This window comes from Catellatospora chokoriensis, from assembly GCF_011297315.1.
GTDB classification, from domain to species: domain Bacteria; phylum Actinomycetota; class Actinomycetes; order Mycobacteriales; family Micromonosporaceae; genus Catellatospora; species Catellatospora citrea.
In genome coordinates this window covers 505819-529078 of sequence record NZ_JAAOTI010000001.1, presented here as the reverse complement: position 1 = coordinate 529078, position 23260 = coordinate 505819, and the positions used below count along the sequence as shown (strand labels likewise).

Annotated in this window: 19 protein-coding genes and 2 pseudogenes; 8 read left to right on the top strand and 13 right to left on the bottom strand. The window is 72.3% G+C overall.

Annotated features, from left to right (window positions below):
- Positions 1-22: 22 nt before the first annotated feature.
- A pseudogene (locus HAV39_RS02335) lies at positions 23-226 on the top strand (sensor histidine kinase); the annotation flags it as partial.
- A 30-nt stretch (positions 227-256) separates the two neighbouring features.
- On the opposite strand, the gene HAV39_RS02330 reads toward HAV39_RS02335, so the two are convergent.
- The 8 genes and pseudogenes from HAV39_RS02330 to HAV39_RS02300 all read right to left on the bottom strand — a co-directional run bounded on the left by HAV39_RS02330 (position 257) and on the right by HAV39_RS02300 (position 10517).
- Entirely contained in the window at positions 257-3286 is a 3030-nt protein-coding gene (locus tag HAV39_RS02330; RefSeq protein WP_191837455.1) for a putative bifunctional diguanylate cyclase/phosphodiesterase, read from the bottom strand.
- Positions 3287-3420: 134 nt separating this feature from the next.
- The gene (dhaK, locus tag HAV39_RS02325) at positions 3421-4416 is read right to left on the bottom strand and encodes a dihydroxyacetone kinase subunit DhaK (protein WP_191837454.1); all 996 of its coding nucleotides are present in this window, start codon (positions 4414-4416) and stop codon (positions 3421-3423) included.
- Between the two features lie 14 nt (positions 4417-4430).
- Positions 4431-5072 (bottom strand): dihydroxyacetone kinase subunit DhaL, encoded by a 642-nt coding sequence (gene dhaL / locus HAV39_RS02320; protein ID WP_191837453.1) that lies wholly within the window; start codon positions 5070-5072, stop codon positions 4431-4433.
- The gene (locus tag HAV39_RS02315) at positions 5069-5854 is read right to left on the bottom strand and encodes an HAD-IA family hydrolase (RefSeq protein ID WP_203736598.1); all 786 of its coding nucleotides are present in this window, start codon (positions 5852-5854) and stop codon (positions 5069-5071) included. The genes dhaL and HAV39_RS02315 overlap by 4 nt, the downstream gene beginning before the upstream one ends.
- Complete coding sequence (locus HAV39_RS02310) at positions 5848-6708, bottom strand: class II fructose-bisphosphate aldolase (RefSeq protein ID WP_191837452.1); 861 nt, start codon at positions 6706-6708, stop codon at positions 5848-5850. Before HAV39_RS02310 ends, HAV39_RS02315 begins: the two co-directional genes overlap by 7 nt.
- A gap of 168 nt (positions 6709-6876) precedes the next feature.
- A complete protein-coding gene (gene eno / locus HAV39_RS42095) occupies positions 6877-8163 on the bottom strand; it encodes a phosphopyruvate hydratase (protein ID WP_203736603.1) in 1287 nt (428 codons plus the stop codon).
- Positions 8164-8238: 75 nt separating this feature from the next.
- Positions 8239-9066 (bottom strand): annotated as a pseudogene (locus HAV39_RS42090) (MerR family transcriptional regulator); the annotation flags it as partial.
- 80 nt (positions 9067-9146) lie between these two features.
- On the bottom strand, positions 9147-10517 hold the full coding sequence (locus tag HAV39_RS02300; protein ID WP_191837450.1) for an FAD-binding oxidoreductase: 1371 nt from the start codon (positions 10515-10517) through the stop codon (positions 9147-9149).
- A 376-nt stretch (positions 10518-10893) separates the two neighbouring features.
- Here HAV39_RS02300 and HAV39_RS02295 point away from each other — a divergent pair, with 376 nt between their 5' ends.
- The gene (locus HAV39_RS02295) at positions 10894-11496 is read left to right on the top strand and encodes a hypothetical protein (protein ID WP_191837449.1); all 603 of its coding nucleotides are present in this window, start codon (positions 10894-10896) and stop codon (positions 11494-11496) included.
- A gap of 46 nt (positions 11497-11542) precedes the next feature.
- On the opposite strand, the gene HAV39_RS02290 is transcribed toward HAV39_RS02295, so the two are convergent.
- Positions 11543-12541, bottom strand: coding sequence for a phosphotransferase (locus tag HAV39_RS02290; protein WP_191837448.1), 999 nt, complete (start codon positions 12539-12541; stop codon positions 11543-11545).
- 63 nt (positions 12542-12604) lie between these two features.
- The gene (locus HAV39_RS02285) at positions 12605-13285 is read right to left on the bottom strand and encodes a tetratricopeptide repeat protein (RefSeq protein ID WP_239120888.1); all 681 of its coding nucleotides are present in this window, start codon (positions 13283-13285) and stop codon (positions 12605-12607) included.
- 107 nt (positions 13286-13392) lie between these two features.
- Between HAV39_RS02285 and HAV39_RS02280 the strand changes: the two genes are divergently transcribed.
- Entirely contained in the window at positions 13393-13923 is a 531-nt protein-coding gene (locus tag HAV39_RS02280) for a GNAT family N-acetyltransferase (protein ID WP_203736599.1), read from the top strand.
- A 79-nt stretch (positions 13924-14002) separates the two neighbouring features.
- On the opposite strand, the gene HAV39_RS02275 is transcribed toward HAV39_RS02280, so the two are convergent.
- The gene (locus tag HAV39_RS02275; protein ID WP_191837447.1) at positions 14003-14374 is read right to left on the bottom strand and encodes a TraR/DksA family transcriptional regulator; all 372 of its coding nucleotides are present in this window, start codon (positions 14372-14374) and stop codon (positions 14003-14005) included.
- 202 nt (positions 14375-14576) lie between these two features.
- On the opposite strand from HAV39_RS02275, the gene HAV39_RS02270 reads away from it, so the two are divergent.
- Both HAV39_RS02270 and HAV39_RS02265 read left to right on the top strand, forming a co-directional pair.
- Positions 14577-15083, top strand: coding sequence for a sigma-70 family RNA polymerase sigma factor (locus HAV39_RS02270; protein ID WP_239120883.1), 507 nt, complete (start codon positions 14577-14579; stop codon positions 15081-15083).
- Positions 15080-16459, top strand: a complete 1380-nt coding sequence (locus tag HAV39_RS02265; protein WP_191837445.1) for a WD40 repeat domain-containing protein — start codon at positions 15080-15082, stop codon at positions 16457-16459. The genes HAV39_RS02270 and HAV39_RS02265 overlap by 4 nt, the downstream gene beginning before the upstream one ends.
- A gap of 107 nt (positions 16460-16566) precedes the next feature.
- Here HAV39_RS02265 and HAV39_RS02260 read toward each other — a convergent pair whose 3' ends face one another.
- Positions 16567-17406 carry a hypothetical protein gene (locus HAV39_RS02260; RefSeq protein ID WP_191837444.1) on the bottom strand — a complete coding sequence of 280 codons (840 nt, stop codon included), beginning with the start codon at positions 17404-17406 and terminating at the stop codon, positions 16567-16569.
- The gene (locus HAV39_RS02255; RefSeq protein WP_191837443.1) at positions 17403-17918 is read right to left on the bottom strand and encodes a SigE family RNA polymerase sigma factor; all 516 of its coding nucleotides are present in this window, start codon (positions 17916-17918) and stop codon (positions 17403-17405) included. The genes HAV39_RS02260 and HAV39_RS02255 overlap by 4 nt, the downstream gene beginning before the upstream one ends.
- Before the next feature lie 158 nt (positions 17919-18076).
- Here HAV39_RS02255 and HAV39_RS02250 point away from each other — a divergent pair, with 158 nt between their 5' ends.
- The 3 genes from HAV39_RS02250 to HAV39_RS02240 all read left to right on the top strand — a co-directional run bounded on the left by HAV39_RS02250 (position 18077) and on the right by HAV39_RS02240 (position 23171).
- Positions 18077-18640, top strand: coding sequence for an RNA polymerase sigma factor (locus tag HAV39_RS02250; RefSeq protein ID WP_191837442.1), 564 nt, complete (start codon positions 18077-18079; stop codon positions 18638-18640).
- Entirely contained in the window at positions 18603-19676 is a 1074-nt protein-coding gene (locus tag HAV39_RS02245; protein ID WP_191837441.1) for a CU044_5270 family protein, read from the top strand. The genes HAV39_RS02250 and HAV39_RS02245 overlap by 38 nt, the downstream gene beginning before the upstream one ends.
- A 129-nt stretch (positions 19677-19805) precedes the next feature.
- Complete coding sequence (locus HAV39_RS02240) at positions 19806-23171, top strand: S8 family serine peptidase (RefSeq protein WP_191837440.1); 3366 nt, start codon at positions 19806-19808, stop codon at positions 23169-23171.
- The last annotated feature ends 89 nt before the right edge of the window (positions 23172-23260 follow it).

Here is a 23260-nt window from a genome sequence, read left to right as displayed (position 1 = left end):
CGAGCCGCGTGTCCGTCACAACGTTCCCGACGGCCATGTCTGGATCACGACGTCGACCGTGGCAGGCCGAGCGAGCCTGGTCGTCGCCAACACCGGTCCGGTGATCCCGGACCACGCCCTGCACGCCCTCTTCGAACCCTTCCACCGGCTACAGGAACGCCTCACCGGCCACGGCTTCGGCCTGGGACTCGCCATCGTCGCCTCGATCGCCACCGCGCACCACGGCTCCGTGGAACGGCTAGCCCGGCGATGGGGATCACCTGGCGTGCGCGGTGGCCCACCTGCCCGCCGCCTCGGCGCTCATGGGCCGGGCGAAGAGGTAGCCCTGCCCGTAGCCGCACCCGAGCCGGCGGAGCAGATCGTGCTCGCCGGACAGCTCGACACCCTCGGCGACGGTGTCCAGGCGCATCTTCTGCGCGAGCGTGATGATGCCGTCGACCAGGTCCGCCTGGCGCTGGGACGTGGTGAGGCTGCTGGTGAAGACCCGGTCGAGTTTGAGCACGTCCAGGGGGATGTGGCGAAGGTAGTTGAGGGCCGAGTAGCCCGTGCCGAAGTCGTCGATGGCGACCCGCACGCCGGTCTGGCGCAGTTCGGCGAGGTCCTGCCAGACCTGCTCGTCGTCGCCCAGCAGCAGGGTCTCGGTGATCTCCAGCATGAGCCGGCAGGCGGGCAGCCCCGACTCGGCCAGCACCTGGCGGACGTGCTCGGTGAAGCCACCCGCGCGGAACTGCCGCGCCGACACGTTGACGCTGACGTACGGCGTACACCCGGCGTCACCGTGCGGCCAGGCCGCCGCCGCCGTCACGGCCGCGCTCATCGCCCAGTTGCCGATGGCGACGATGGCCTGGCTCTCCTCGGCGATCTCGATGAACTCACCGGGCATCAACCGTCCCCGGGTGGGGTGGTTCCAGCGCAGCAGCGCCTCGAAGCCGACGGTCCGCTCGTCGGCCAGCGCGACGATCGGCTGGAACTCCATGAAGAACTCCCCGTGCGGCAGCGCGGTCTCCAGCGCGGCGCGCAGCCGCATCCGCTCCGCGGCCCGGACCTCGTACTCCTGCCGGTAGCGCAGCCAACGCCCCTTGCCCTCGGCCTTGGCCGCATAGAGTGCGACGTCAGCCTGCCGCAGCAGCTCGGCCGCCGTGGACGACGCGGTGCTGAACGACACCCCGGCGCTGCCGCGCCCGGACACCGCGCTGCCGTCGAGCACGAACGGGGTGGCCAGCGCCGCCGTGATGCGGTCGGCGACCGCGTACACCGTCTCCTCCGCGGCGTCCTCGATGGACACCGCGAACTCGTCGCCGCCGAGCCTGGCCGCGGTGTCGCCGCGCCGCACCACCTCGACGATGCGCTCGGCGACCAGGCGCAGCAGCCGATCTCCGTAGTCGTGCCCGAACGTGTCGTTGACCAGCTTGAAGTCGTCGAGGTCGATGAATATCACGGCCGCCGGCACGCCGGTGCCCTGGGCGCGCACGGTCGCGTCGGCGAGCCTGCGCTGGAACGCCACCCGGTTCGCCAGCCCCGTCAGCGAATCGTGGTACGCGTGGTATGCCAGCTCGCGCTCCATGTCGCGCTGCGTGGTGACATCGCGCAGCGTCACGACGAACCCGACGACGGCCGGTTCGGCGCGCAGATCACGGCAGATCGCCTCGACCTGCACCCGCAGGCCGTCGGAGCGCACGATGACCCAGTCGCCGCGGTCGCCGTCGGCCCCGGGCGGGGCGGTCTTGATCTGCTCCCGGGCGGTCTGCTGGCTTTCCTCGGCGACCAGCTCGACCAGTTCGGCGCCGAGCAGGTCGCCGGGGCCGAACACGCCTCTCGCCGACGGACTGGCGTACCGGATGCGCAGCCCGTCCGGTTCGAGGATCAGGATGACGTCAGCGGCGTTCTGCACCAGGGCACGGAAGTACTCCTCGCTGTCACGCTGGACCAGCATGCGGGTCAGGCTGATCCGCTCCAGCGCCAGCGCGGCCTGCGCGGCGATGGTCTCCACCGCCGACTGCAGCGCGTACAGCAGGTCCCGGTCGGCCCCGACCAGGATGGCGCCCAGGTGCGGGTCGCCACCGGGGCGGGCGTCCAGCACCAGCGGGCAGACGAGCACGTGCCGGAAGGGCCGGATGCGGGCTGCCTGCGCCGCCGGCAGCTCGCCCGCGTCGATCACCCGGGAGCCGCACGCGACGTGGCCCGCTCCGCCGTGCTCCGCGTCGTGTCCGGTGGTGTCCAGGTGGAAGGCGTGCGGCTTGCGGGCCGGTGCGAGCTGGTCGACCGCGGCGGCGAGGCAGTCGCGGACCCCCTGCACGTCGTGTGCGGCCACCAGCCGGGTGCTGGTGGTACGCAGGATCTCGGCGCGGGTGAGGAAGCGGCGATGGTCGGCGATCATGCTGAACAGGCGGATGGCGACCAGCACCGCGGTCACGCTGGCGAACACGGCGATCGCCGGTGTGTGCCAGACCCGGCCGCGCGCAGCCTCGAGCAGCAGCAGCGCCGACGGGAGCAGCGAGGCGGCCAGCAGCGACGCCTGCCGGGCGGGACTGAGTTCGCGGGGCGCGGTGGTCGGGGGCAGGGTCAGCGCGGTCATCGACGGATGCAGCGCGGCCGCGGCACAGCCGCCGTAGAACAGCAGCCAGCCGATGTCGATCGGTCCGCCGACCGGGCCGTGCCCGCGCAGCTGCGACATGGCGTACACGAGGTCGGTCACCAGGAGTCCGGTCGCGCCGACGGTCATCAGGGTGACGGCGGGGGAGAACCGGTGGATCACGATGAGGCGGCCGATGGTGGCCAGGATCAGCACGTCGCCCACCGGATAGGCGACCGACAGCAGGCGCTGTGCCGGGGAGAGCGTGGGATCGATGAGGTGCGGCGTGATGAGGAAGATCCAGGTCAGCAGGCCCAGCCCGGTGACCAGGATCATCATGTCCAGCGGCAGCAGGCGGCGGCGGGTGTGCGTGGCCGGGCCGGCCATCCGCAGCAGCCCGGCCGCGAGAACCGGATACATCGCCAGGTAGAAGACATCCGCGGCGGAAGGGAACAGCAGCGTCACGCCGCGCGTGTCGACCAGGAAGTCGTACAGGGTGTCACCGAGGAACAGCAGGACGATCGCGGTGCACAGCAGCCACCACGGGCCGGCTCGGGCCGGGCGGTTCGAGACGACCCCGTAGGCCACCGCGGCGGCGGAGCAGAGCCCGATCCCGGCCCATACCAGGTCGTCGGCGGGGGAGGGGAAGGCGAAGAAGCCGATGAGGCCGACCAGCCACAGCATCCCGTACACCGCCAGCGGCCTGTTGACCATGTTAACCACCTCGCCCTGTTCACCTGCCCGTGGTCATGGGCCCCGCGAGGCCCGTGCTCATGCCCTCCCGCCAGTACATCACCGTGCGTGAAGGAGCGACCACCCGATGATCGGCGGCAGGTGCGGCCGGGCGGCTAGAACGTCCGGATCGCGATCTCGGCGGGTGCGGCCAGGCCCTTGACGATCTCGTCGTCGAGTTTGACGAGGGTCAGGGAGGCGCCCGCCATGTCGAGCGAGGTGCAGTACTCGCCGACGTAGTTGCGCCGCACGTGGATGCCGCGGGCCTCGAGCTGCTCGTGGGCGCGGCCGTAGAGCAGGTACAGCTCGCCGATCGGGGTGCCGCCCAAGCCGTTGATCATCAGGGCGACGTCGTCGCCGCGCTCGTAGGGCAGGTCGGTCACCACGGCTTCCAACAGTTCGTCGATGATGGTGTCGGCGTTGGCCAGCTTCTCGCGGCGCCGCCCGGGCTCGCCGTGGATCCCGACGCCGATCTCCATCTCGTCGTCGCCGAGTTCGAACAGCGGCGAACCCTTCGCCGGCGGCGTACACGAGGTCAGCGCCATGCCCATGGTCCGGGTCACCGAGTTGACCTTGTTGCCGAGCCGTACCAGCTCGTCGATGTCGGCGCCCGCCTCGGCGGCCGCGCCGACCACCTTGATGACGAAGAAGTTCCCGGCGACACCGCGCCGGCCGATCGTGAACGTGGAGTCCGCCACCGCGACGTCGTCGTCGACCAGCACCGTCTTGATCTGGACGCCCTCGGCTTCGGCCATCTCCTTACCCATGTCGAAGGCCATCCGGTCACCGGTGTAGTTGTTGATCAGGTGCAGCACACCCTTGGGCGAGGCGAGCAGTTTGCTGGTCTCCAGCACGTAGTCCATGGGCGGTGCGGCGAACACGTCGCCGGGGCAGGCCGCGTCCAGCATGCCCTTGCCGACGATCATCACGTGCGCCGGTTCGTGGCCGGAACCGGAGCCCTGGATGACGGAGACCTTGTCCGCGCGCGGGGCGTCGGCCCGCATGATGAGGTTGTACTCCGGCACGTAGCGCAGCGTGTCCGGATTGGCCAGGGCCACGCCCTTGAGCATCTCGGCGACGAACTGGCGCGGATCGTTGACGAACTTCTTCATGGCAGGTCGTCCCTTCAGGATGCGGCGGGCCAGGCGTCGGCGAGGGCTTCGAAGATGACGGCGACGGCCACCGCGCCGGGGTCGACGCTGCCGATGCTGCGCTCGCCGGTGTAGCTGGCCCGGCCGCGGCGGGCCTCGAGCTTGGCGGTCTCGTCCGCGCTGGCGCGTGCCACGGTCGCGGCGGCCCGGACCGTCGTCGGTCCGTCGCTGCCGAGACCGACCTGCCGGGCGATCTCGTCCGTGGCCGGGGCCAACGCGTCGAGCAGGGTCTTGTCGCCGAGGCCGGCGCTGCCGCGGGCCTGGATACCCTCTATCGCCGCCCGCAGCATCGCCACGACGGTCTCCCCGTCGATGGCGGTCTTGCCGGCGGCCGCGGTAGCCGCGCGCAGGAACGCGGTGCCCCACAGCGGTCCGGAGGTTCCGCCGATCCGGCTGGTGATGACGACGGCGACCTTGCGCAGGAACGTGGCGGCGTCGGCGCGGTCGAAGGTGTCCCAGTCACTCAGGACGATCTCGAAGCCGCGGGCCAGTGAGTAGCCGAAGTCGCCGTCGCCGACGACCGCGTCGAGGTCGCCGAAGTACTTCTCGTTCGCGACGGCGGTCTGCGCGATCGTGCGCACCACGAACTCGACCTGCGACAGCGGGTTCTCGGTCATCGCCGGTCCTTTTCTGCGAGCACGGCCGCCAGGTCGGCCAGCGTCACGTACGCCCCGGGCGAGGCCGGGCTGTCGTTGGCGAGCACCGTGACCGGGGCGGCGTCCGGCTCGCCGAGCGAGTCGACGACGAACGCCGCGCCGGTGAAGTCCTCGCCGGCGGTGTAGTCGTTGACCGTGACGACACAGGCGATCCCGGCCGCGACGGCGGCGGCCAGGCCGTTGTGGGAGTCCTCGACGACGACCGCGTCGTGCGGGGCCAGCCCGAGCCGGTCGAGGGCGAGCAGGTAGATGTCGGGCGCCGGCTTCTTGCGCGGCACGATGTCGCCGGCGAGCACGGTGAAGTCGCGGGCCCGGTCCGGGCCGACGGCGTGCTCCAGCACCGCTCGCACGGAGGGTTCGGCCGAGGTCGAAGCGACAGCGAGCAGCCAGCCGGCGGCGTGGGCCTGTTCGGCGATGCGGGCGATGCCGGGGCGGGCGGGCAGGTCGCCCGCGGCGACCATGGCGGTGTAGATCTCGGTCTTGCGGCGGTGCCAGGCGGCGACGGCCTCGGCCTGCCCGGCCGGGTCGGGCGGCAGTGCGGCGGCGGCGACGAACTGCGGGGTCAGCAGGCTGGACATGCGCTCCTTGCCGCCGCCGATCGCGAGCTTGCGGCCGTACTCCTGCTCGTCCCACCGCACCGGCAGCCCGAACTCGGCGAACGTCTGGTTGAACGCGGGCAGGTGCCCGTAGCGCTCGGTGTCGGCCAGGACGCCGTCACAGTCGAAGATCAGGGCTTTCACCATGCCCGCCCCGAGCTGCCGAAGCGGTCGGCGTAGCCGGCGGCCATCGCGGTGACGTCCGCCGCGACGTGCTTGAACAGCGAGGGCGGGTCCCACTTGCCCTGCGTTTCGGCCTCGCGCAGGAAGGCCAGGTTCGAGGTCATGTAGGTGATCTTGAGGGCGGTGGACACGTTGACCTTCGCGCAGCCCCGGGCGATCAGGTCGGTGAACTGGGCGTCGGTCAGGCCGGTGCCGCCGTGCAGCGCGATCGGCACGCCGGTCGCCGCGACGATGTCGCTGACCCGCTGGCCGTCGAGGTGCGGTTCGGCCGAGTACACACCGTGCGCGTTGCCGATCGACGGCGCGAACACGTCGACCCCGGACGTCTCGACGAAGTGCACCGAGGTCTCGAGCGTCTGCCGGTGGGCCGCCTCGTCGCTGCCGACGCCGTCCTCGACCCCGGTGATCGCCTCGATCTCACCCTCGACGTGGGCGCCGTGGGCGCGGGCCTCGGCGACCACCTCGATGGTCTGGCGCAGGTTCTCCTCGACGGGCAGCGTGGAGGCGTCGAACAGCACCGAGTTCCAGCCCTTGGCCAGGCACTCGGTGATCACCGCCCGGTCCGGGCAGTGGTCGAGATGCAGGCTGACCGGCACCTCGATGCCGGCCGTCATCGCCTTCCACATCGCGATGAGCACGTCGGACCGGATGGAACGCACCGTCTTGACCGAGGTCTGGACGATGACCGGTGACCGGCGCTCGACCGCGGCGGCCAGGACGCTCTCCATCGTCAGGTCGTTGACGATGTTGATCGCGGGGACGCCGTAGTGCTCGCGCATCGCCCGGTCGACGATCTCCTTGAGCGGCACGACACCCATATGGCGAAGGTTAGAACCCGAACGGACTCCTCATCGGCGGATGCGGAATACCGGCTGTCGGTTTGGGCGCTTCCCGCCGCAGCTGCGCGCAACACCCGATTCTGCCCATGTCGGCGACCTCGGGCGGCCGGAGTCGTGTCCCGGCCGCCCGCAGTTCGGCAGGATCGGTCATCGAGGCTGACCGGTCAGGGCGGCCCGGCCCGCGTAGACGGCGCGCTCGCCTAGCTCCTCCTCGATACGGAGGAGCTGGTTGTACTTGGCGGTGCGGTCGCTGCGCGACAGCGAGCCGGTCTTGATCTGGCCGCAGCCGGTGGCGACGGCCAGGTCGGCGATGGTGGTGTCCTCGGTCTCGCCGGAGCGGTGCGACATGACCGCGCTGTAGCCGGCCTCCCGCGCGGCCCGCATGGTGGTGAGCATCTCGGTCAGGGTGCCGACCTGGTTGACCTTGACGAGGATCGAGTTGGCGATGCCGCGGGCGATGCCGTCGCGCAGCAGGTCGACATTGGTGCAGAACACGTCGTCGCCGACCAGCTGCACCCGGCCCCCGAGCCGGTCGGTGAGCGCCTTCCAGCCTTCGAAGTCGTCCTGGGCGACGCCGTCCTCGATCGACACGATCGGATACCGGTCGGCCAGCTCCACCAGGTAGTCGACGTGCTCGGCCACCGTGCGGACCCGCTGCTCGCCGGCGTAGTGGTAGACGCCGTCGCGGTAGAACTCGGACGCGGCGGGGTCCAGCGCGATGGCGATGTCGACGCCCGGGGTGTAGCCGCTGTCGCTGATCGCGGTGCTGATGAAGGCGAGGGCCTCGTGCGCGTTGTGCAGCACCGGCGCGAAGCCGCCCTCGTCGCCGACGGCGGTGTGCTGGCCGGCGGCCTGCAGGGCGGCCCGCAGGGTGTGGAACACCTCCGAGCCCATCCGGACCGCTTCGGCGAAGCTCGCCGCGCCGACCGGGGCGATCATGAACTCCTGGAAGTCGAGGGGGTTGTCGGCGTGCGCGCCACCGTTGACGATGTTCATCAGCGGCAGCGGCAGGGTGACCGCGTCGGGGCCGCCCAGGTACCGGTACAGCGGCTGGCCTGCGGCGACGGCGGCGGCCTTCACCACCGCCAGGGAGACGCCGAGGGTGGCGTTGGCGCCGAGCCGGGACTTGTTGGCGGTGCCGTCGAGTTCGATCAGCACCCGGTCCACAGCGGCCTGGTCGGCGCCGTCCAGACCGGCGACCGCGTCGGCGATCTCCCCGAGCACGGCCTCGACCGCCCGGCGTACGCCCTTGCCGTGGTAGCGGCGGGTGTCGCCGTCGCGCAGCTCGACGGCTTCCGCGGTGCCGGTGGACGCCCCGGACGGGACGGCGGCCCGCCCGAGCGAGCCGTCGTCGAGCAGCACGTCGACCTCGACGGTCGGGTTGCCGCGGCTGTCCAGGATCTCCCTGGCGTGCACGGTGTCGATGGCGGTCATCTGGCTCCTTCGGTTCGGGTGGTCGGCGAGCCAGCGCAGCACCTGTTCGGCGTGCAGCGCGGGCTCGGTCACCGGGTGGAACACGTGCTCGACCACGCCGTCGTTCACGATGAGCGTCAGCCGCCGGTAGTAGGTCGACCCGCCGGCGGGGAACGTCGGCAGCCGCAGCGCGGTCGCCAGGCTCAGCCGCGGATCGGCCAGCAGCGGGTACGGCAGCCGCAGCCGGTGGGCGAGCTCCCGCTGGTAGCCGGTGGGCTGCGCGGACAGGCCGTAGACCTGGTCGCAGCCTGCGGCCAGCAGCTCGGAGTGCAGATCCCGGAACCCGCAGGCCTGCACGGTGCAGCCCCGGGCTCCGGCGACGTCGTCCCAGCCGTCCGGCATCGCGACGCCGGGCCGGCTGGTCATCGGGTACACGAACACCACGGTCCGGCGCCCGTCGAACGCCGCGGGTCCCACCGCGGTGCCGTCGGTGGCCCGGAAGGTCAGCCCGGGCATCAGCGCACCGACGAGACCCGCCGGATCACCATCGGCGGACACGCGGCCGTCCACCTGCCCGGCGACGGGACCGGCGTTCGCGTCGACCAGCGCCAGCAGGGTGTCGCGCTGGCCGACCAGGCGCTCGATCCGCTGCTCCAGACCGGCGATCGCCTGCCGGTAGACGCCCAGGGCCGCCGGATACACCTCGGGGCCGTCGCCGTCGGCCATGGCTTCGACGAACGGCCTGGTCTCCTCGACGCTGAACCCGAGCGCCGTCAGCGTCCGGATCTGCTCGACCAGGCGCACCGCCACCGGGGCGTACTCCCGGTAGCCGTTGCCGAGCCTTCGGGGGACGACCAGGCCGGCCGCCTCGTAGTATCGCAGCGCCCGGACCGTGGTCCCGGTCCGATGCGCCAGTTCACCCACTCGCACGTCACGACCGTAAACCCGTACCCACGGGTACAGGTCAAGCGGCGACCACGGTCACGCCGCCGCCGCGGTGACGGTCAGAAGATCGCTCCGGGGTTGAGGATGCCCAGCGGATCGAGTGCGTTCTTGATCCGTTTGTTGAGTTCGAGCGCATCCTGCCCGAGGTAGTCGGGCAGCCAGGCCTTCTTGAGGCGGCCGACGCCGTGTTCGCCGGTGATCGTGCCGCCCAGGGCGATGGCGAGCTCCATGACCTCCGCGTAGGCGCGGTGGGCGCGCGCCGACTGGTCGGCGTCCATGGGGTCGAACACGATCAGCGGGTGCGTGTTGCCGTCACCGGCGTGGGCGATGACGGCGATAGTGACCTCGCGAGCAAGGGAGATCGCCGCAATCCCGCGCACCAGGGCGCCGAGTTCGGGCACCGGCACGCCGACGTCCTCCAGCAGCAGCGAGCCCTGCTTCTCGACCGCGGGAATCGCCATGCGCCGGGCGACGGTGAACGCCTCGCCGGTCTCCTGGTCGTCGGTGGAGAACACCTCGGCGGCGTGGTTGGCCCGGCAGATGTCGCCGATCTGGCCGATCTCCGCGGCCGCGTGGGGTGCGGGCTCGTCGGACTGGATGACGAGCATGGCCTCGGCGTCGCGATCGAGGCCCATCCTGGTGAGGTCCTCGACGGCGTTGATCGACGTGCGGTCCATGAACTCGAGCATCGACGGGCGCATGCGGCGGGTGACGTCCAGGACGGTGCGGGTCGCGTCGTCGAGGGAGGCGAACGTGGCGACCAGGGTGGCCCGCGGCCGCTGGGCGGGGATGAGGCGCAGCACGGCGCGAGTGATGATGCCGAGAGTCCCCTCGCTGCCGATGAACAGTTTGGTCAGCGACAGCCCGGCGACGTCCTTGAGCCGGGGGCCGCCCAGGTCGACAGCGGTGCCGTCGGCGAGCACGACAGTGAGTCCCAGGACGTAGTCGCTGGTCACGCCATACTTGACGCAACACAGGCCACCGGCGTTGGTGGCGACGTTGCCGCCGATCGAGCAGAACTCGTACGAGGACGGGTCGGGGGGATACCACAGCCCGTGCTCGGCGGCCGCGGCCTTGACCTCGGCGTTGAACAGGCCCGGCTCCACGACGGCGGTCCGCGACGTCGGGTCCACGGTGATCGCGCGCATGCGCTCGGTGGAGATGACCAGGCATCCGTCCACGGCCGAGGATCCGCCGGACAGGCCCGATCCGGCACCGCGCGGCACCACGGCGATCCGGTGCGCGACCGCGAACCGGACCGCTTCCTGCACGTCCTGCGTGCTGGTGGCCCGGACGACCGCCAGGGGCATGCCCGCGTGCGGATCGTTGGCGCGGTCCCACCGGTAGCCGCCCATCTGGTCCGGGTCGACGACGACGCAGGTGGCGGGCAGCGCGGCGACCAGGGGCGCCAGGTCGACGGTTCCGGTCATGGCGGTGTCGGCACCTCCCTGGTCGGCACGGTCGTCGGTGGTGCGCCTGGCAGCCGGACCGCGACCATATATCTATGATCTTATACGGTCTTCCTGCGAACAGGTCACGGTCTGATGCCGTCGGCGGGACTGTTTCGACGCCGCCGACCCGTGGCCGCCGACGATGACCGCACCGGGTTTGGTCGATACGGCTGGGAATCGGCGTGTTACCCGGGTTGCGCAGCCTTCGGCCGTTGGCCATTATGTGCGTTGATCACGAGCGCTGTGAAGGAAAATGACCCGTCCGCGCCGCTGTTCCGAGGCTTCACCTGGACCTCGGGCGGGCGTCCCGGGGTCGTGGGCTTGGCGTCGCAGCATGGCGAGGAGGACGGAGCACGTGGCAGATCAGGTCGCCGCAGCCGATGAAGGGCACCTGGCCGGGCACGCGCCGCAAGCGGATCGCGAGCGGCGGCGTAAACGCCGTCGCCGGTGGTGGATGTTCACCGCCACGGCATTGGGTCTGCTGCTCTGTGTCCAGCCGCTGTTCTCCGGCGGTGACGACGGCAGCGCACCGTCGTCGTGGCAACCCGACACGGTGCCCGACGGCCGCTGGTCGGTGGGGGCCGCGCAACCGACCGCCAGCCCGGTCCCGCCTTCCGCCCCTGCCGCCACCACGGCGGCACCCGAGCCCACCTCCGCTGCCCCGCCACGGCCCACGCCCACGGCATCGGCGAGCCCCTCGCAGACTCCCGGCCCGCTGCTGCTCGGTCCGTCGGGAAAGGCCGGTGTGCAGGACCTGGCGCAGGAATACTGCGATCGTCACGGAGGCGGCGCCCTGGCGGGGCCTCGCGCGGACGGCCGCTGGCAGTGCGTCCGGCTCCTGCTGTTCGTGAACATCGTCGACATGGACGTCGCCTGCGCCGACACCTACGGCAAGGCCGCGTACGCGCAGACCTCGGATCCGGACGACGCCTACGCGTGGCGGTGTTACCAGCGCTGACCCCGCGCACCGGCTCGGTCCGACACGCTCCGCCGAGGTCTCTTCGTCACTCCGGCCGGGCCGACAGGGCGGCGCACACCTGCCGACGGTGTGCGGTCCACCAGCGCAGGGTCCGCTCGTTGGCGGCGAACTGGTGGTCGCAGGAGGTGTCGCCGCGGTCGTAGCGCCAGTCCAGCGGCCAGAAGTCGGTGAACCATTGCCACCACGCCCGGCGGACGAGATCGGCGAGGACCTCGTCGTCGACCGGCCGGACCGCACGGTAGCCCCGCACGACGGCCGCGATCCGACCCAGATCGAGCGCGCCGTCCTCGCCGGAGAAATGCAGCAGGCACGCGCGGATCAGCTCGGCACCCGGCGGCTGCCGGCGCAGGCGGTCCCAGTCCAGCACGGCGACGACGGCACCGGCCCGCCAGACGAGGTTGAACTGGTGGAAGTCGCCGTGGGTCCAGCCCTGCTCCGGCTGCGGTCCGGCCGGCCGGACCGCGTTCGGCAGCAGCGCCCGCCGCCAGCGCAGATGGTCGGCGGCGACCAGGTCGACCGGGTCCGGAACCGGCCGGGCGGCGATCGCGGCCAGGTAGTGCTCGATACGTCCCGCGGCCGCCGCATGGCTCGGCGGGTCCGCCGGGGCCGGAACACCTATGTCCGGGCGGACGGCGGCCAGCGCCGCGTGTACCCGCCCGAGTGTCCGTCCCAGCCGGTCGCACGCGGCGACGTCCAGCCGTGCTCCGGGCAGGTGCTCGCCGTCGACCCAGGGCGTCACCGTGAACCCGGCGCCGGCCAGCTGTGCCACGGTCTCGCCTGCGGCGTCGGCGACCGGGACCGCCACCGGGATGCCGTGCTCCGCCAGCCGCCGCAGCAGCACGTGCTGCGTCCGGGCGTGCTCAGCCGGCGCGTCGCGCAACTCCTTGACGGCGTACTCCCGGCCGTCGGCGGTGGCGATCCGCCAGTTGCGGTTCATCATCCCGTGCGCCAGCCGGGTCGAGGAGCGCGGAGCGGGCAGGCCGAACGCCCGGCAGACCTCGGCCAGCGGCGGATCACCTGGCACGGCGGCACCATGACCGGGTCGCCGGCGCACCCGGCCGGCGGAACGTCTGCGGTGGCCGCACGTCTAGATCCGCGCTCGTGCTTGCTCGATGTGGCCCACGATGGCGTGCGCACCGTGCGCGCTGGCGATGGCGTGCGCCTCGTCCAGCGTCGCGCGCGCATCAGCGCGCCGGTCCTGGGCGGCGGCGATGTAGGCCAGCCCGATCATGTTGGAGGCCACGCCCGGCAGGGCGCCGACCTCCCGACGCAACCGGGACGACTCCTCCAGCCGCTCGCGGGCCTCGTCCAGCCGGCCGGCCGCGTGCGCGGCGATCCCCAGGTGCCGCAACGCCTCGGACCAGGTCGGCTTGTCGCCGTTCTGCGCCGCCAGCAGGCACGACCGCTCCAGGTACGGCATCGCGGTCTCGTGGTCACGCCGGATGAACTGGTGCACGCAGCCGATCCAGAACAGGGCCTCACCTTCACCGCGCCGGTCGCCCAGTGCCTGGTACAACTCGAGCGCGCGCTCGAACAGCGGCAGTTCCGCGGGATCCTCCGCGGGCGGCGAACCGGCGTCGGCGGACGCGCTCTGAAACCGCGCGTGCAGGATCAGCCCACGTGCCAACGCCGTATCGGCCTCGACCGCGGCCAAGCCCTGCTCGGCGTCGGTCAGCGCGGTGGTGTCGCCGCCGAACACCGCCCGTGCGTAGACGTCCCTGGCCCGTTCGATCCGATCGTCGATGCTCATCGCCGCCCCCGCCGCCATCACCACCACCTGCTGGATGCCGCAGTCTAGTCGGGAAAGTACGGTGCCAGGTCAAGTGCGGGCTGATACGGACGCTCCCCGCGAGCAGCAGCCCACCGTGAATCGAGTTGTGCGCACTGCTGATGGCTGCTTCGCTGTTGCCCGTGACCGAACTGCGAACGCCGCGACTGCGCCTGCACGCCATCGACACCGCAGAGGGCGAGCGCATCGTCGCGCGACGCGCCGGAGCCGGGGATGCCTGGGCCGATGATTATCCGTTCGACGGCGACGTCATGGGCGTCACCGCCTTTCTTGCGACCACGGCCGCCCACGGCGACCAGCGCCCGTTCGGGCACTACCGGATCACCCGGACCGCGGACGGCAGGGCCGTCGGCGGCATCGGTTTCAAGCGTCAGCCGGACCATGGATGTGTCGAAATCGGTTACGGCCTCGCCCCTTCGGCACGGGGCCGCGGCTACGCGGCGGAAGCACTCGCCGCCCTGCTGAACGTCGCGGCCGAGCACGGCATGTCCCGGGTCGTCGCCGACACCACCGAGGACAACGTCGCTTCCCAGCGGACCCTCGAACGTGCCGGGTTCCGCCGCATCGGCGCCGGCGACGGCCTCTGCCGGTACGAGGTGCTCCTCGACGCCGCCTGACATCGTCACGGATCACCGGTCGTGTCCGGGCGACGACCCGCACGGATGTCCGCGGTCAGTGGACCGCGGGACAGCCTGGTCAGCGGCCCCGTTCAGCCCGCTGCTGACAGGGGATGCAGTGGGTGGCCCACGGCATGATCTCCATCCGGGCCAGCGGGATCTGCTGCCCGCAGGTGCCGCACCGGCCGAACGAGCCGTCACGCAGCCGGTCCAGCGCCGCTGACAAGCGCTCGGCCTGCTCGGTCAGCTTGGCCGTGACGATGTCGTGCTGAGCGGTGTCGCTGATCAGCGAACCCGCGTCGGCCACGTCGCCGGGCTCGTGCCGTGCGGCCTGCCGCAGGTTGTGCGACTCGGCGGTCTGCACGCGGATCTGCTCGACGGTCTGCTCGTGCCGCTGGCGCAGCAGCGCGGCGACCTGCTCCAGGTCCACTCCGTCGTCGACAGACGTCATGTGCGTCCTCCTCATGCCACAGGCGGCCGTGCCCTCTGCCGACCGGCTCACCCGCCGGGGCGGTGTGAGACCTGAGACCATACCGGCTGCATTGATGTAGTCGACGATGAAACACCGGCATACGCCGGGTGCGAAATTCGATCAGGATCCGCCACAACCGAAACGGGTCCCGGATCACTCCTTGTGTGGTTGGGAGGCCGGGTTGCGAAATGAACGAGAGTACGTCGAGTACGTGCAGGCACGGATGCCGTGGCTGCGGCGGCTGGCGTATCGGCTGTGCGGGCAGTGGCCGGCCGCGGACGACCTGGTGCAGGACTGCCTCGTCGCGCTGTACCGGCATTGGCGCAAGGCGTCGGCGGCGGAGTCGGTCGACGCCTACGTGCGGGCGATGCTGGTCCACTCTTACCTGGCCGAGCGGCAGCGGTCCTGGACCCGCCGGGTCTGGCCGGTCGCCGAGGTGACCGGGCCCGCGACGGTGCCGATGGCGGACGCCGAACACCGCGTCGACCTGCTGGCCGCGCTCGCGAAGCTGTCCGCCGGGCAGCGTGCGGTCCTGGTCCTGCGGTACTGGGAGGACCTCGACGTGGCGCAGACCGCGACCGCGCTGGGCTGCTCGACCGGGACCGTCAAGAGCCAGACGTCGTACGCCATCTCGGCGCTGCGCCGCCTGCTGCCCGCCTACGAGCCGGGAAGGTCGGACACGCCATGAGAGAACTGTTCGCCGCCGTGCCGGACGAGACACCGCCCCCGCTGCCGCCGGGCCACCTGGACGCCGTGCTCGTCCGGGCCCGCCGCGAGGTCCGGCACCGGCGGATCGGCGCCGCCGGCCTGGGCGCGGTCGCCCTGCTCCTGCTAGCCGTCCTCGTCGTGCCCGGGTTCCCGCTGCCCGCGCCGACGGCCGCGCCATCGAGCAGCCCGAGCCTGCCGGACCGGCTCGCCGGATACTCGACCCTCACCAGCACCGTCGGACAGGCTCCGGCCGGCCGGGCGATCGCCCTCTACGGCTACGGCAACGGCGAGCTGTTCAACATGTTCCAGCCGCTGGTCGTCGGGGCCGACCGGGACACCTACCGGCAGGTCGACGCCATGCAGGAGCGCGGCAACCCTTCGGCGCTGCTCGCGCCGGACGGCACCGGCGTGCTGCTCGGCGACGACCGCGGGGCGACCGCGGACCTGATCCTGGTCGACCTGGCCACCGGTGCGCGCAGGTCGATCCCGATCGGCGACCCGGTAGGCGTACGGCTGCTGGCCTGGTCCGCCGACGGCCGCCACGTCGCGTACAGCGCCGCACCGCTGACCGGCACCGGCGAGTTCGGCAGCGTCAACGCCGTCGAGGCCGAGGTGGCCCGCACCGGCACGCTGCGCCTGCTCGACCTGTCCACCGGGCGCAGCACCGCGGTGCCGTCCATCGCACCGGCGTGGACGGCGGCGTTCGCGCCCGACAGCCGCCGGCTCGCCGTCCAGGTCGGCCAGCGGGCGCACCTGCTCGACGTCGACGGCCGCGAGTACGGCACGGTCGAGCTGCCGGCCGGACGCGAACTGGCCGCCGACGTCGGCTGGTCGCCGGACGGCGGCTTCCTGGCCACGGTGCCGTGGCTGTCGGACGGGCCGTTCAACGGCACCACCGGCGGTGACACCGGCCACGCCACGTTCCTGTGGAAGGCCGGCGACGTCGCCTTGTCGCCCATCGCGGCCGACCCGCCGGTGACGGTGCCGGAGCCGGTCCGCGATGTCGTGCAGCTGCTCGGCTGGCGCTCGGCGAGCACGGTGGTCGTCGCGACCGTCGACGACGTCGGCCGGCTGTCGCTGGAGGAGGTGCAGTTCGGCACCGGCACCCGCCGGACGCTGTCGAGCTTCGACACCGGCAGCACCTGCGAGCTGGGCATGCAGACCTGCCAGACGTTCGACCTGCACCTGGCCACCGGCCTGCTGCCCGAGCTGACCGTCCGGGCGGCCGGCAGCCCGCAGCGCGGCCCGTGGCCGCTGGCGCTGAGCGCCGCCGTCGCCGTCGTCGGCATGGGCGCCGGGCTGCTGATCTGGCGTCGGATACGCCGCTCGGCACGGCGGCGGCGAGCGGCGGCCTGAGGCTGCTCCCATGCGAGTCGCCCCGGGCAGCGGTGCTGCCCGGGGCGACTCGGTTACCTACCTGGCCACGGCGGGAGGGTGGGCGCGACGCACCGCGCCCACCCCCGTCACCGCTTCGCGGCTGTGCTCGCTTCGGGCACCGGCCGACCCGCCGATGGAGTCGGCAGCGGACCGTCCGCCGTCGGGATCAGGTCCAGCAGTGCCCGGTCGGCGACGACGACCTTGAGCGCGTCGACACTGATCACCGGGACGGCCTCCGCACCGATGCGCTCCATGACCACCGCACGGTGATCGGCGTAGACGGCGCCGACGGTGACGCTGGTGGTGTCGTAGGCCGTCGCGTAGAGCAGCGGCTCGGCGTTCCCGCCCGCCTGGCAGAACAGGACGTCCTGGTGGCCCTCGGCGGCGAGGGCGTCCAGGTCGGCGCAGGAGTCCGGCACCCACCGGTCGGTGTCGTGCACGAACAGGTTCACGGTCAGGTGGCCGTGCTCGCGAAGGTGACCCAGGTTGATCACGGTGTAGGCGTTCGACGCGCCCGGCTCGCCCCAGTTGCAGATGTCGTAAGTGTTCTGCACGACGTAGTCGTCACGGTCGGGCAGCAGGCCCAGCACCGTCTGCACATACTCCGGCCAGTGCTCCTCCGCGACCTCCTTGGTCGTCGGGTTGACCATGGGCGCGTCCTGGCAGGCGCCCAGATTCGCCGGGGATGCGGCAGCGCCGACCGGCAGGGTGAAGCCGGGTGAATCGGCCTGCGGACCACCGGTGACCAGGAAGGGGACGGACAGTCCGGCCACGGTGGCGACCGCGGCGAGCGCTGCCAGGGCACCGCGCCTGCGCCGCATGCCCTTGGCCCCCCGCAGCGCGGCATCGGCGAGGTCAGCCGGTCCGGCGACGTCCGACAGCCGCTGCATGGCCGTTTTCAGCTCAGGTTCGTATGGCGCGTTCATACTGGCTCCTCGATGTATCTCAGCTCCGGACACAGCACACGAAGGCGGGTCAGCGTGCGATGGACCTGACTGCGGACCGTCCCGACCGAGGTGCCCATCAGCGCGGCCACCTCGGCCTCGGGCAGGTCCTCGTAGTAGCGCAGCACCACCACCGCCCGCTGCCGGCGGGTCAGCTCGCCGAGCACCCGTGACAGCGCCAGTTTGAGGACCGTCTCGCCGGACGGATCCTCGACCGCGGTCATCTCGGGCAGCAGGCCCATCACGTGCTCGCGACGGTTCCGGCTGCCCCGCCAGATGCTGATGTGCTGGCGATACAGGATCTTGCGGACGTACCCGTCCGGCGACCCCGATCGGTGCACTCTCGGCCAGTGCAACGCCAGTTTCGTCAGCGCGACCTGAAGCAGGTCCTCGGCGTCCTGGTGATGTCCGGTGAGCAGGTAGGCGATGCGATACAGGGCCCCTTGCCGCAGCGCCACGTACTCCCGGAACTCCCGCTCGGCGAGTTCGTCCATCAGGTTCCTCCCTCGTGTCACCTCTCCACACGCGGCCGGAGGGGCGTCGCTATGTCGGGCGAGGACCGAATTCTCGAAGAATCCGAAATCGCCGGTAAGAATCGGTCCGGCGGCGCCACTACTGGTCGACGGCTAACCTTCCCCAAGGAGCAGGGCCAGTGACACATTCCGCACAGCGGGCGCGGTTCACCGCGCTGTTCGACCGACATCGCCGGCAGGTCTACGCGTACGCGGTGAGCCGTGCCGGGCGTGGTGCCGCCGACGACATCGTCAACGACACCTTCCTCGTGGCGTGGCGGCGGCTCGACGCCGTCCCCGCCGACCCCCTGCCGTGGCTGCTCGGCGTCGCCCGCAACGTCGTGCACGAGCAGCACCGTGCCGAGGCCCGCCAGCTCAGCCTGCTGTCGCAGGCCAAAGCCGCGGTCGAGGGCGACGTGGCCGAGGTGGTGGCCGAGCGGTCGGCGACCCTCGCGGCCCTCGACGCCCTCGGCGACGCCGACCGTGAGCTGCTCACCCTCGTCGCCTGGCACGGCCTGTCGGCGCGCGACGCCGCCAAGGTGCTGGGCTGCGCGACAGCCACCTTCTTCGTACGGCTGCACCGCGCCCGGAACCGGTTCGACAACGCCCTCGCCGCCCAGTCGGCCATGGCCGCCCGCACCCCTTCAGCACACAGGAGATCCGCAGATGAATCGCCATCGCCGCGCGTTGCAGCTGATCGCTGACGCGCGTCCCGCGGTGCTCGACGACGCGCCGGACCGGCCCGCGCCGCACTTTCCCGACCTGCCGGCAGGCGGAAGGTCCGTGCCGCGCTCGCGCCCCCGCCTGGTCCTGGCCGCTCTGCTGCCCGCCGCGGCAGCAGGCCTGATCGCCGTCGCGTTCCTCGTGTCCACCTCGCACACGCCCGTCAAGACGCCCGAAGCCCGGCCGGAGCAGTCCGCCCCACCGGCCGAACCGGTGACCGCGCGGGCCATCCTGCTCGCGGCGGCCGACAAGACCGCCGCGCTGGCCCCGGAGACCGGCGGCTACTGGGTGACCAGACAGGAGATGTACCACCTGTACGACGTCGGCAAATACCATGTCCTCGGCCGCAACGAGGTCGAGACCTGGCACGCGATGCATGCCGGGGGACAGCTCGTCATCGTGGCCCGGTGGCTGGGCGCGGCCCCGGCGACCGACGCCGACCGGGCCGCCTGGGCGGCGGCGGGATCACCGAAGCAGTGGACGTCCGCCACGCCCGACGGCAAGCCGGGCAGGCAGATCCCGGCCGGACCCGGCACGCGCAAGGTCGGCGCCACGACCAGCCCGGGCTTCGAACTGGCCGGCGGGAAGCTCACCTACGCGCAGATCCAGGCGTTGCCGACCGAACCGGACGCGCTCAAGGCCTACCTCATCAAGGCCGACGACGCGACGCGCGGTGACCTGCGGCCCGACGAACTGGAGCGGTGGCGCGTGGAGATGCTGTTCTCCAGCTCCCGCAACCTGCTCACGGAACTGCCGGTGGGTCCGCCGGTGCGCGCGGCGACCTACCGGATGCTGGCCGGCCTGCCCGGCCTGATGCTCACCGAGAACGTGCGCGACGAGCACGGGCGCACGGGGGCGGGGATCGGCTACGCGTACCGCAACGCCGACGGCAGCACGTACGAGTCGACGCTGGTCATCGACCCGCAGTCGGGTGCCCTGCTGGCGCTGAAGGAGCCGTCGTCGAGCGTGGTGATGCTCGGCGACCGGTTCACGGACACGCCGCCGCCGCGGTCCTGACCGCACTGCCGGCCGTGGCCGGCTGACGACAAGTCCCCACCCACTCCCGGTGCGGGCCGGACCTGATCCGGCCCGCACCCGGCTTCAGCGTGCCCGAAAACATCCCTCCCGCAGAACGGAACACCCCCCATGCGATGGAAGCGAACACTCAGCGCCGCACTCCTGCTACCCGCCGGCCTGCTGGCCGGGCCCCTGCCCGTCACGGCACAGCCTGCCTCGGCGATACAGGCGACGGCCGCACCCACCGGCGCGGCGACGCCGCAGGCCCGGGCGGGCCAGACGGTCACCCTGGTGACAGGCGACCGGGTGACCGTCGGCGACGGCACCGCGGTGTCGATCCAGCCGGCGAAGGGCCGCGAACACGTCACCTTCGCGACCAGCCGGTCCCGGGGACGCCTGCGGGTGATCCCGAGCGACGCCATGACGCTGCTGGCCGCGGGCCGTCTCGATCCGCGCCTGTTCGACGTCACGGCCCTGCTGGAGTACGGCTACGACGCCCGGCGGGCCGAACTCCCGCTCATCGTCACCGCCGACGGCACGAGCACGGCCCAGACCCGCTCGGCTGCCGCCGCCGTGCCGGCCGGCGGCCGGGTCCGGCGGCAGCTGCCCCGGCTGGGCGTGCTGTCCGTCGCGCAGGACCGCGCGCAGGCGGCCGCGTTCTGGCGGGAGCTGACCGGCCAGACCGGACAGGCGATGCGGCCCGGGATCGCCAAGGTATGGCTGGACGGGCTGCTCAAACCCACCCTCGACGGCAGCGTGGCGCAGATCGGCGCACCCGCGGCGTGGCAGGCCGGGCTCACCGGGCAGGGCGTGACCGTGGCGGTGCTCGACACCGGCATCGACGACACCCATCCCGACCTCGCCGGTAGGGTGACCGCCCGCAGCAACTTCACCGGCGGCGTCGACCAGGGCGGTGAGGACGACCGCGACCTCGCCGGCCACGGCACCCACGTCGCCTCGATCGTCGCGGGCAGCGGCGCGGCCTCGGGCGGCCGTTACCGTGGTGTCGCTCCCGACGTGCGGCTGCTCGACGGCAAGGTCTGCGTCGAGTGGGGCTGCGCGGAGTCGTGGATCCTGGCCGGGATGCAGTGGGCCGCGCAGGAGCAGCGCGCCAGGATCGTCAACATGAGCCTGGGCGGGTGGGACTCGCCGGGAACCGATCCCCTGGAAGAGGCGGTCGAGACCCTCACCCGCCAGTACGGCACCCTGTTCGTGATCGCGGCCGGCAACGACGGACCGTACGCGACGTCGGTGAGCAGCCCGGCCAGCGCCGACGCGGCATTGGCGGTCGGCGCGGTCAGCAAGGCCGACGCTATCGCCGACTTCTCCGGCCGCGGACCCCGGACCGGCGACGGCGGCATCAAACCGGACCTGACCGCACCGGGCGTGGAGATCACCGCCGCGAGGAGCAAGGACGCCCCGGGGCTCGGCGGCGAGCCCGGCGACCCCTACGTGAGCCTGTCCGGCACGTCGATGGCGACACCGCACGCCGCCGGAGCGGCCGCGATCCTCGCCCAGCAGCACCCGGCGTGGACCGGCGCCCGGATCAAGGCCGCGCTGATGGGCACGGCCCGGCCTAACCCGTCGGCCACCGTCTTCGACCAGGGCGCCGGGCGGGTGGACGTCGCGGCGGCCGTCGGCCAGGCGGTGACAGCCGAACCCGGCAGTCTCAGCTTCGGCAGGCAACTCTGGCCGCACGGGGACGACGCGGTGCTGACCCGCGCCGTCACCTACACCAACTCGTCGGCGACGCCGATCACCCTCGACCTGGCCGCCACCGCCACGATCGGCGGCAGCGCCGCGCCGGCCGGCATGTTCACCGTCGACCCCGCGCGGCTGACGGTCCCGGCGGGCGGCAGCGCGCAGGCGACGGTCACCGCCGACACCCGGGTGACCGGTCCGGACGGACTGGCGGCCGGTGCGCTGACCGCGACCGGCGCCGACGGCAGCAAGGTGCGCACGCCGTTCGCCGTGGACCGGGAGGTCGAGAGCTACACCGTCACCCTGGAGCACCTCGACCGCGCCGGACGCCCGGCGCAGTTCGCCGACGACGTGACCCGATACGACGGCCTGGTCGGTTTCAACGCCGCCGCCGCGGACGGGACGGTGACCCTGCGTATGCCCAAGGGCCGCTACGCGTTGAGCAGCTGGTTGGCCGACCGTGCCGACCCCGCCCTGACCCTGCTGGTCCATCCGGCGCTGGACGTGACCGCCGACCGTGTCGTGACGTTCGATGCGCGGCTGGGCAGGACGAGCATGATCACGGTGCCCCGGCCGGCGGCGGTCCTGGCGTCGATGAACATCGCGTTCAGCCTGCAGACCCCGCACGGCCCGGTCGTCAGCGGGCAGGGCGGCTCGTCGTTCGCGAACCTCTACACCGCCGACGTCGGCGACGGCATCCCGGCGGCGGGTTTCACCTCGTTCATCAGCGCGGTGTTCGCCAAGGCGGGCACCGACGCCGACGGCTACTTCCACGACAGCCCCTGGGTCTACACGATCAGTCACCACCAGGCCAACGGGCGGCTGATCAGCGGATACCGGCGCGACGTCGCCGAAGGCGAACTCGCGACGCTGCCCGTCGCGGTGGCCGCCGGCGACGAGCCGATGGACGGGCTGTGGGGAGCCACCAGCAGCATCCGACCCGGCCGGGAGGACGAGACGCCCGTGTTCCCGATCGCCTCGCGGCTGCCGTCCACGACGGTCCACTACGTCGACGTCGAACCGGGCAAGCAGTGGCGCGCGCGGCTGTACCGCACCTGGACCGATCCAGGGTCGGGCGACGGCTGGCGCCTCGGTCCCGCCGTGAGCGGCTGGACCGCGTACGTCGCGGGCCGGACCTACGAGCAGCGGTGGAACCAGGCCGTCTTCGGCCCCGCCTTCGCGGCGGTCGGCGACGCGACGACGGGCGTCACCCGCAGCGGCGACGTCATCGACGTGGACCTGTCGCTGTACGGAGACGGCGCCGGCCGGGTGGACCGTGAGGTCGGGCCGGGCACGACGGTGCTCTACCGCGACGGGCTCCGGGTCGGGTCGGCCGAGCTCGCCGGGCGCGGCGCGTTCACGGTCCCGCCGGACGACGCGGGGTATCGGCTGGAGGTCGCCGCGGCGCGGGGAGCCCCGTTCACGTCGTCCACGCAGACGACCGCCGCATGGACGTTCCGGTCCGGACACACCACCGGGGTGCTGCCGCTCTGGGCGGTCCGGTTCTCACCCGCGCTGGACCGGTTCAACACCGCGCCGGCCGGCCGATCGTTCACGGTGCCCGTGTCGGTCGTCGCGCAGCCGGGCGCGGCGGTCGGGAAGGTGAGCAGCCTGACCGTCGACGTGTCCTATGACGATGGCGGCACCTGGACGAGGACGGCGGTGCACCAGGGCATGATCACACTGCGCCATCCGGCGGGGGCGGGCTTCGTGTCGCTGCGCGCCGTGGCCGCCGACACCCGCGGCAACAAGGTGGAGCAGGCCATTTTGCGCGCGTACCGCTTCGGCGGGTGACCGGGTCGTGAGGTGAACGTGCCCGCCTGGCGCTGCACGTTCACCTCACGACGGCGTGCGGCCCGGCCGCATGCACCGCCGGCGGGCCA

What these genes read in the sequence shown, in the direction of transcription:
- HAV39_RS02330 (WP_191837455.1), bottom strand. Translation starts at nt 3,286, where the DNA reads ATGGTCAACAGGCCGCTGGCGGTGTACGGGATGCTGTGGCTGGTCGGC.
- HAV39_RS02255 (WP_191837443.1), bottom strand. Translation starts at nt 17,918, where the DNA reads ATGGACGAACTCGCCGAGCGGGAGTTCCGGGAGTACGTGGCGCTGCGG.
- HAV39_RS02285 (WP_239120888.1), bottom strand. Translation starts at nt 13,285, where the DNA reads ATGGCGGCGGGGGCGGCGATGAGCATCGACGATCGGATCGAACGGGCC.
- dhaL (WP_191837453.1), bottom strand. Translation starts at nt 5,072, where the DNA reads ATGACCGAGAACCCGCTGTCGCAGGTCGAGTTCGTGGTGCGCACGATC.
- HAV39_RS02260 (WP_191837444.1), bottom strand. Translation starts at nt 17,406, where the DNA reads ATGAACGCGCCATACGAACCTGAGCTGAAAACGGCCATGCAGCGGCTG.
- dhaK (WP_191837454.1), bottom strand. Translation starts at nt 4,416, where the DNA reads ATGAAGAAGTTCGTCAACGATCCGCGCCAGTTCGTCGCCGAGATGCTC.
- HAV39_RS02310 (WP_191837452.1), bottom strand. Translation starts at nt 6,708, where the DNA reads ATGGGTGTCGTGCCGCTCAAGGAGATCGTCGACCGGGCGATGCGCGAG.
- HAV39_RS02240 (WP_191837440.1), top strand. Translation starts at nt 19,806, where the DNA reads ATGCGATGGAAGCGAACACTCAGCGCCGCACTCCTGCTACCCGCCGGC.
- HAV39_RS02265 (WP_191837445.1), top strand. Translation starts at nt 15,080, where the DNA reads ATGAGAGAACTGTTCGCCGCCGTGCCGGACGAGACACCGCCCCCGCTG.
- HAV39_RS02245 (WP_191837441.1), top strand. Translation starts at nt 18,603, where the DNA reads ATGAATCGCCATCGCCGCGCGTTGCAGCTGATCGCTGACGCGCGTCCC.
- HAV39_RS02315 (WP_203736598.1), bottom strand. Translation starts at nt 5,854, where the DNA reads ATGGTGAAAGCCCTGATCTTCGACTGTGACGGCGTCCTGGCCGACACC.
- HAV39_RS02275 (WP_191837447.1), bottom strand. Translation starts at nt 14,374, where the DNA reads ATGACGTCTGTCGACGACGGAGTGGACCTGGAGCAGGTCGCCGCGCTG.
- HAV39_RS02300 (WP_191837450.1), bottom strand. Translation starts at nt 10,517, where the DNA reads ATGACCGGAACCGTCGACCTGGCGCCCCTGGTCGCCGCGCTGCCCGCC.
- eno (WP_203736603.1), bottom strand. Translation starts at nt 8,163, where the DNA reads ATGACCGCCATCGACACCGTGCACGCCAGGGAGATCCTGGACAGCCGC.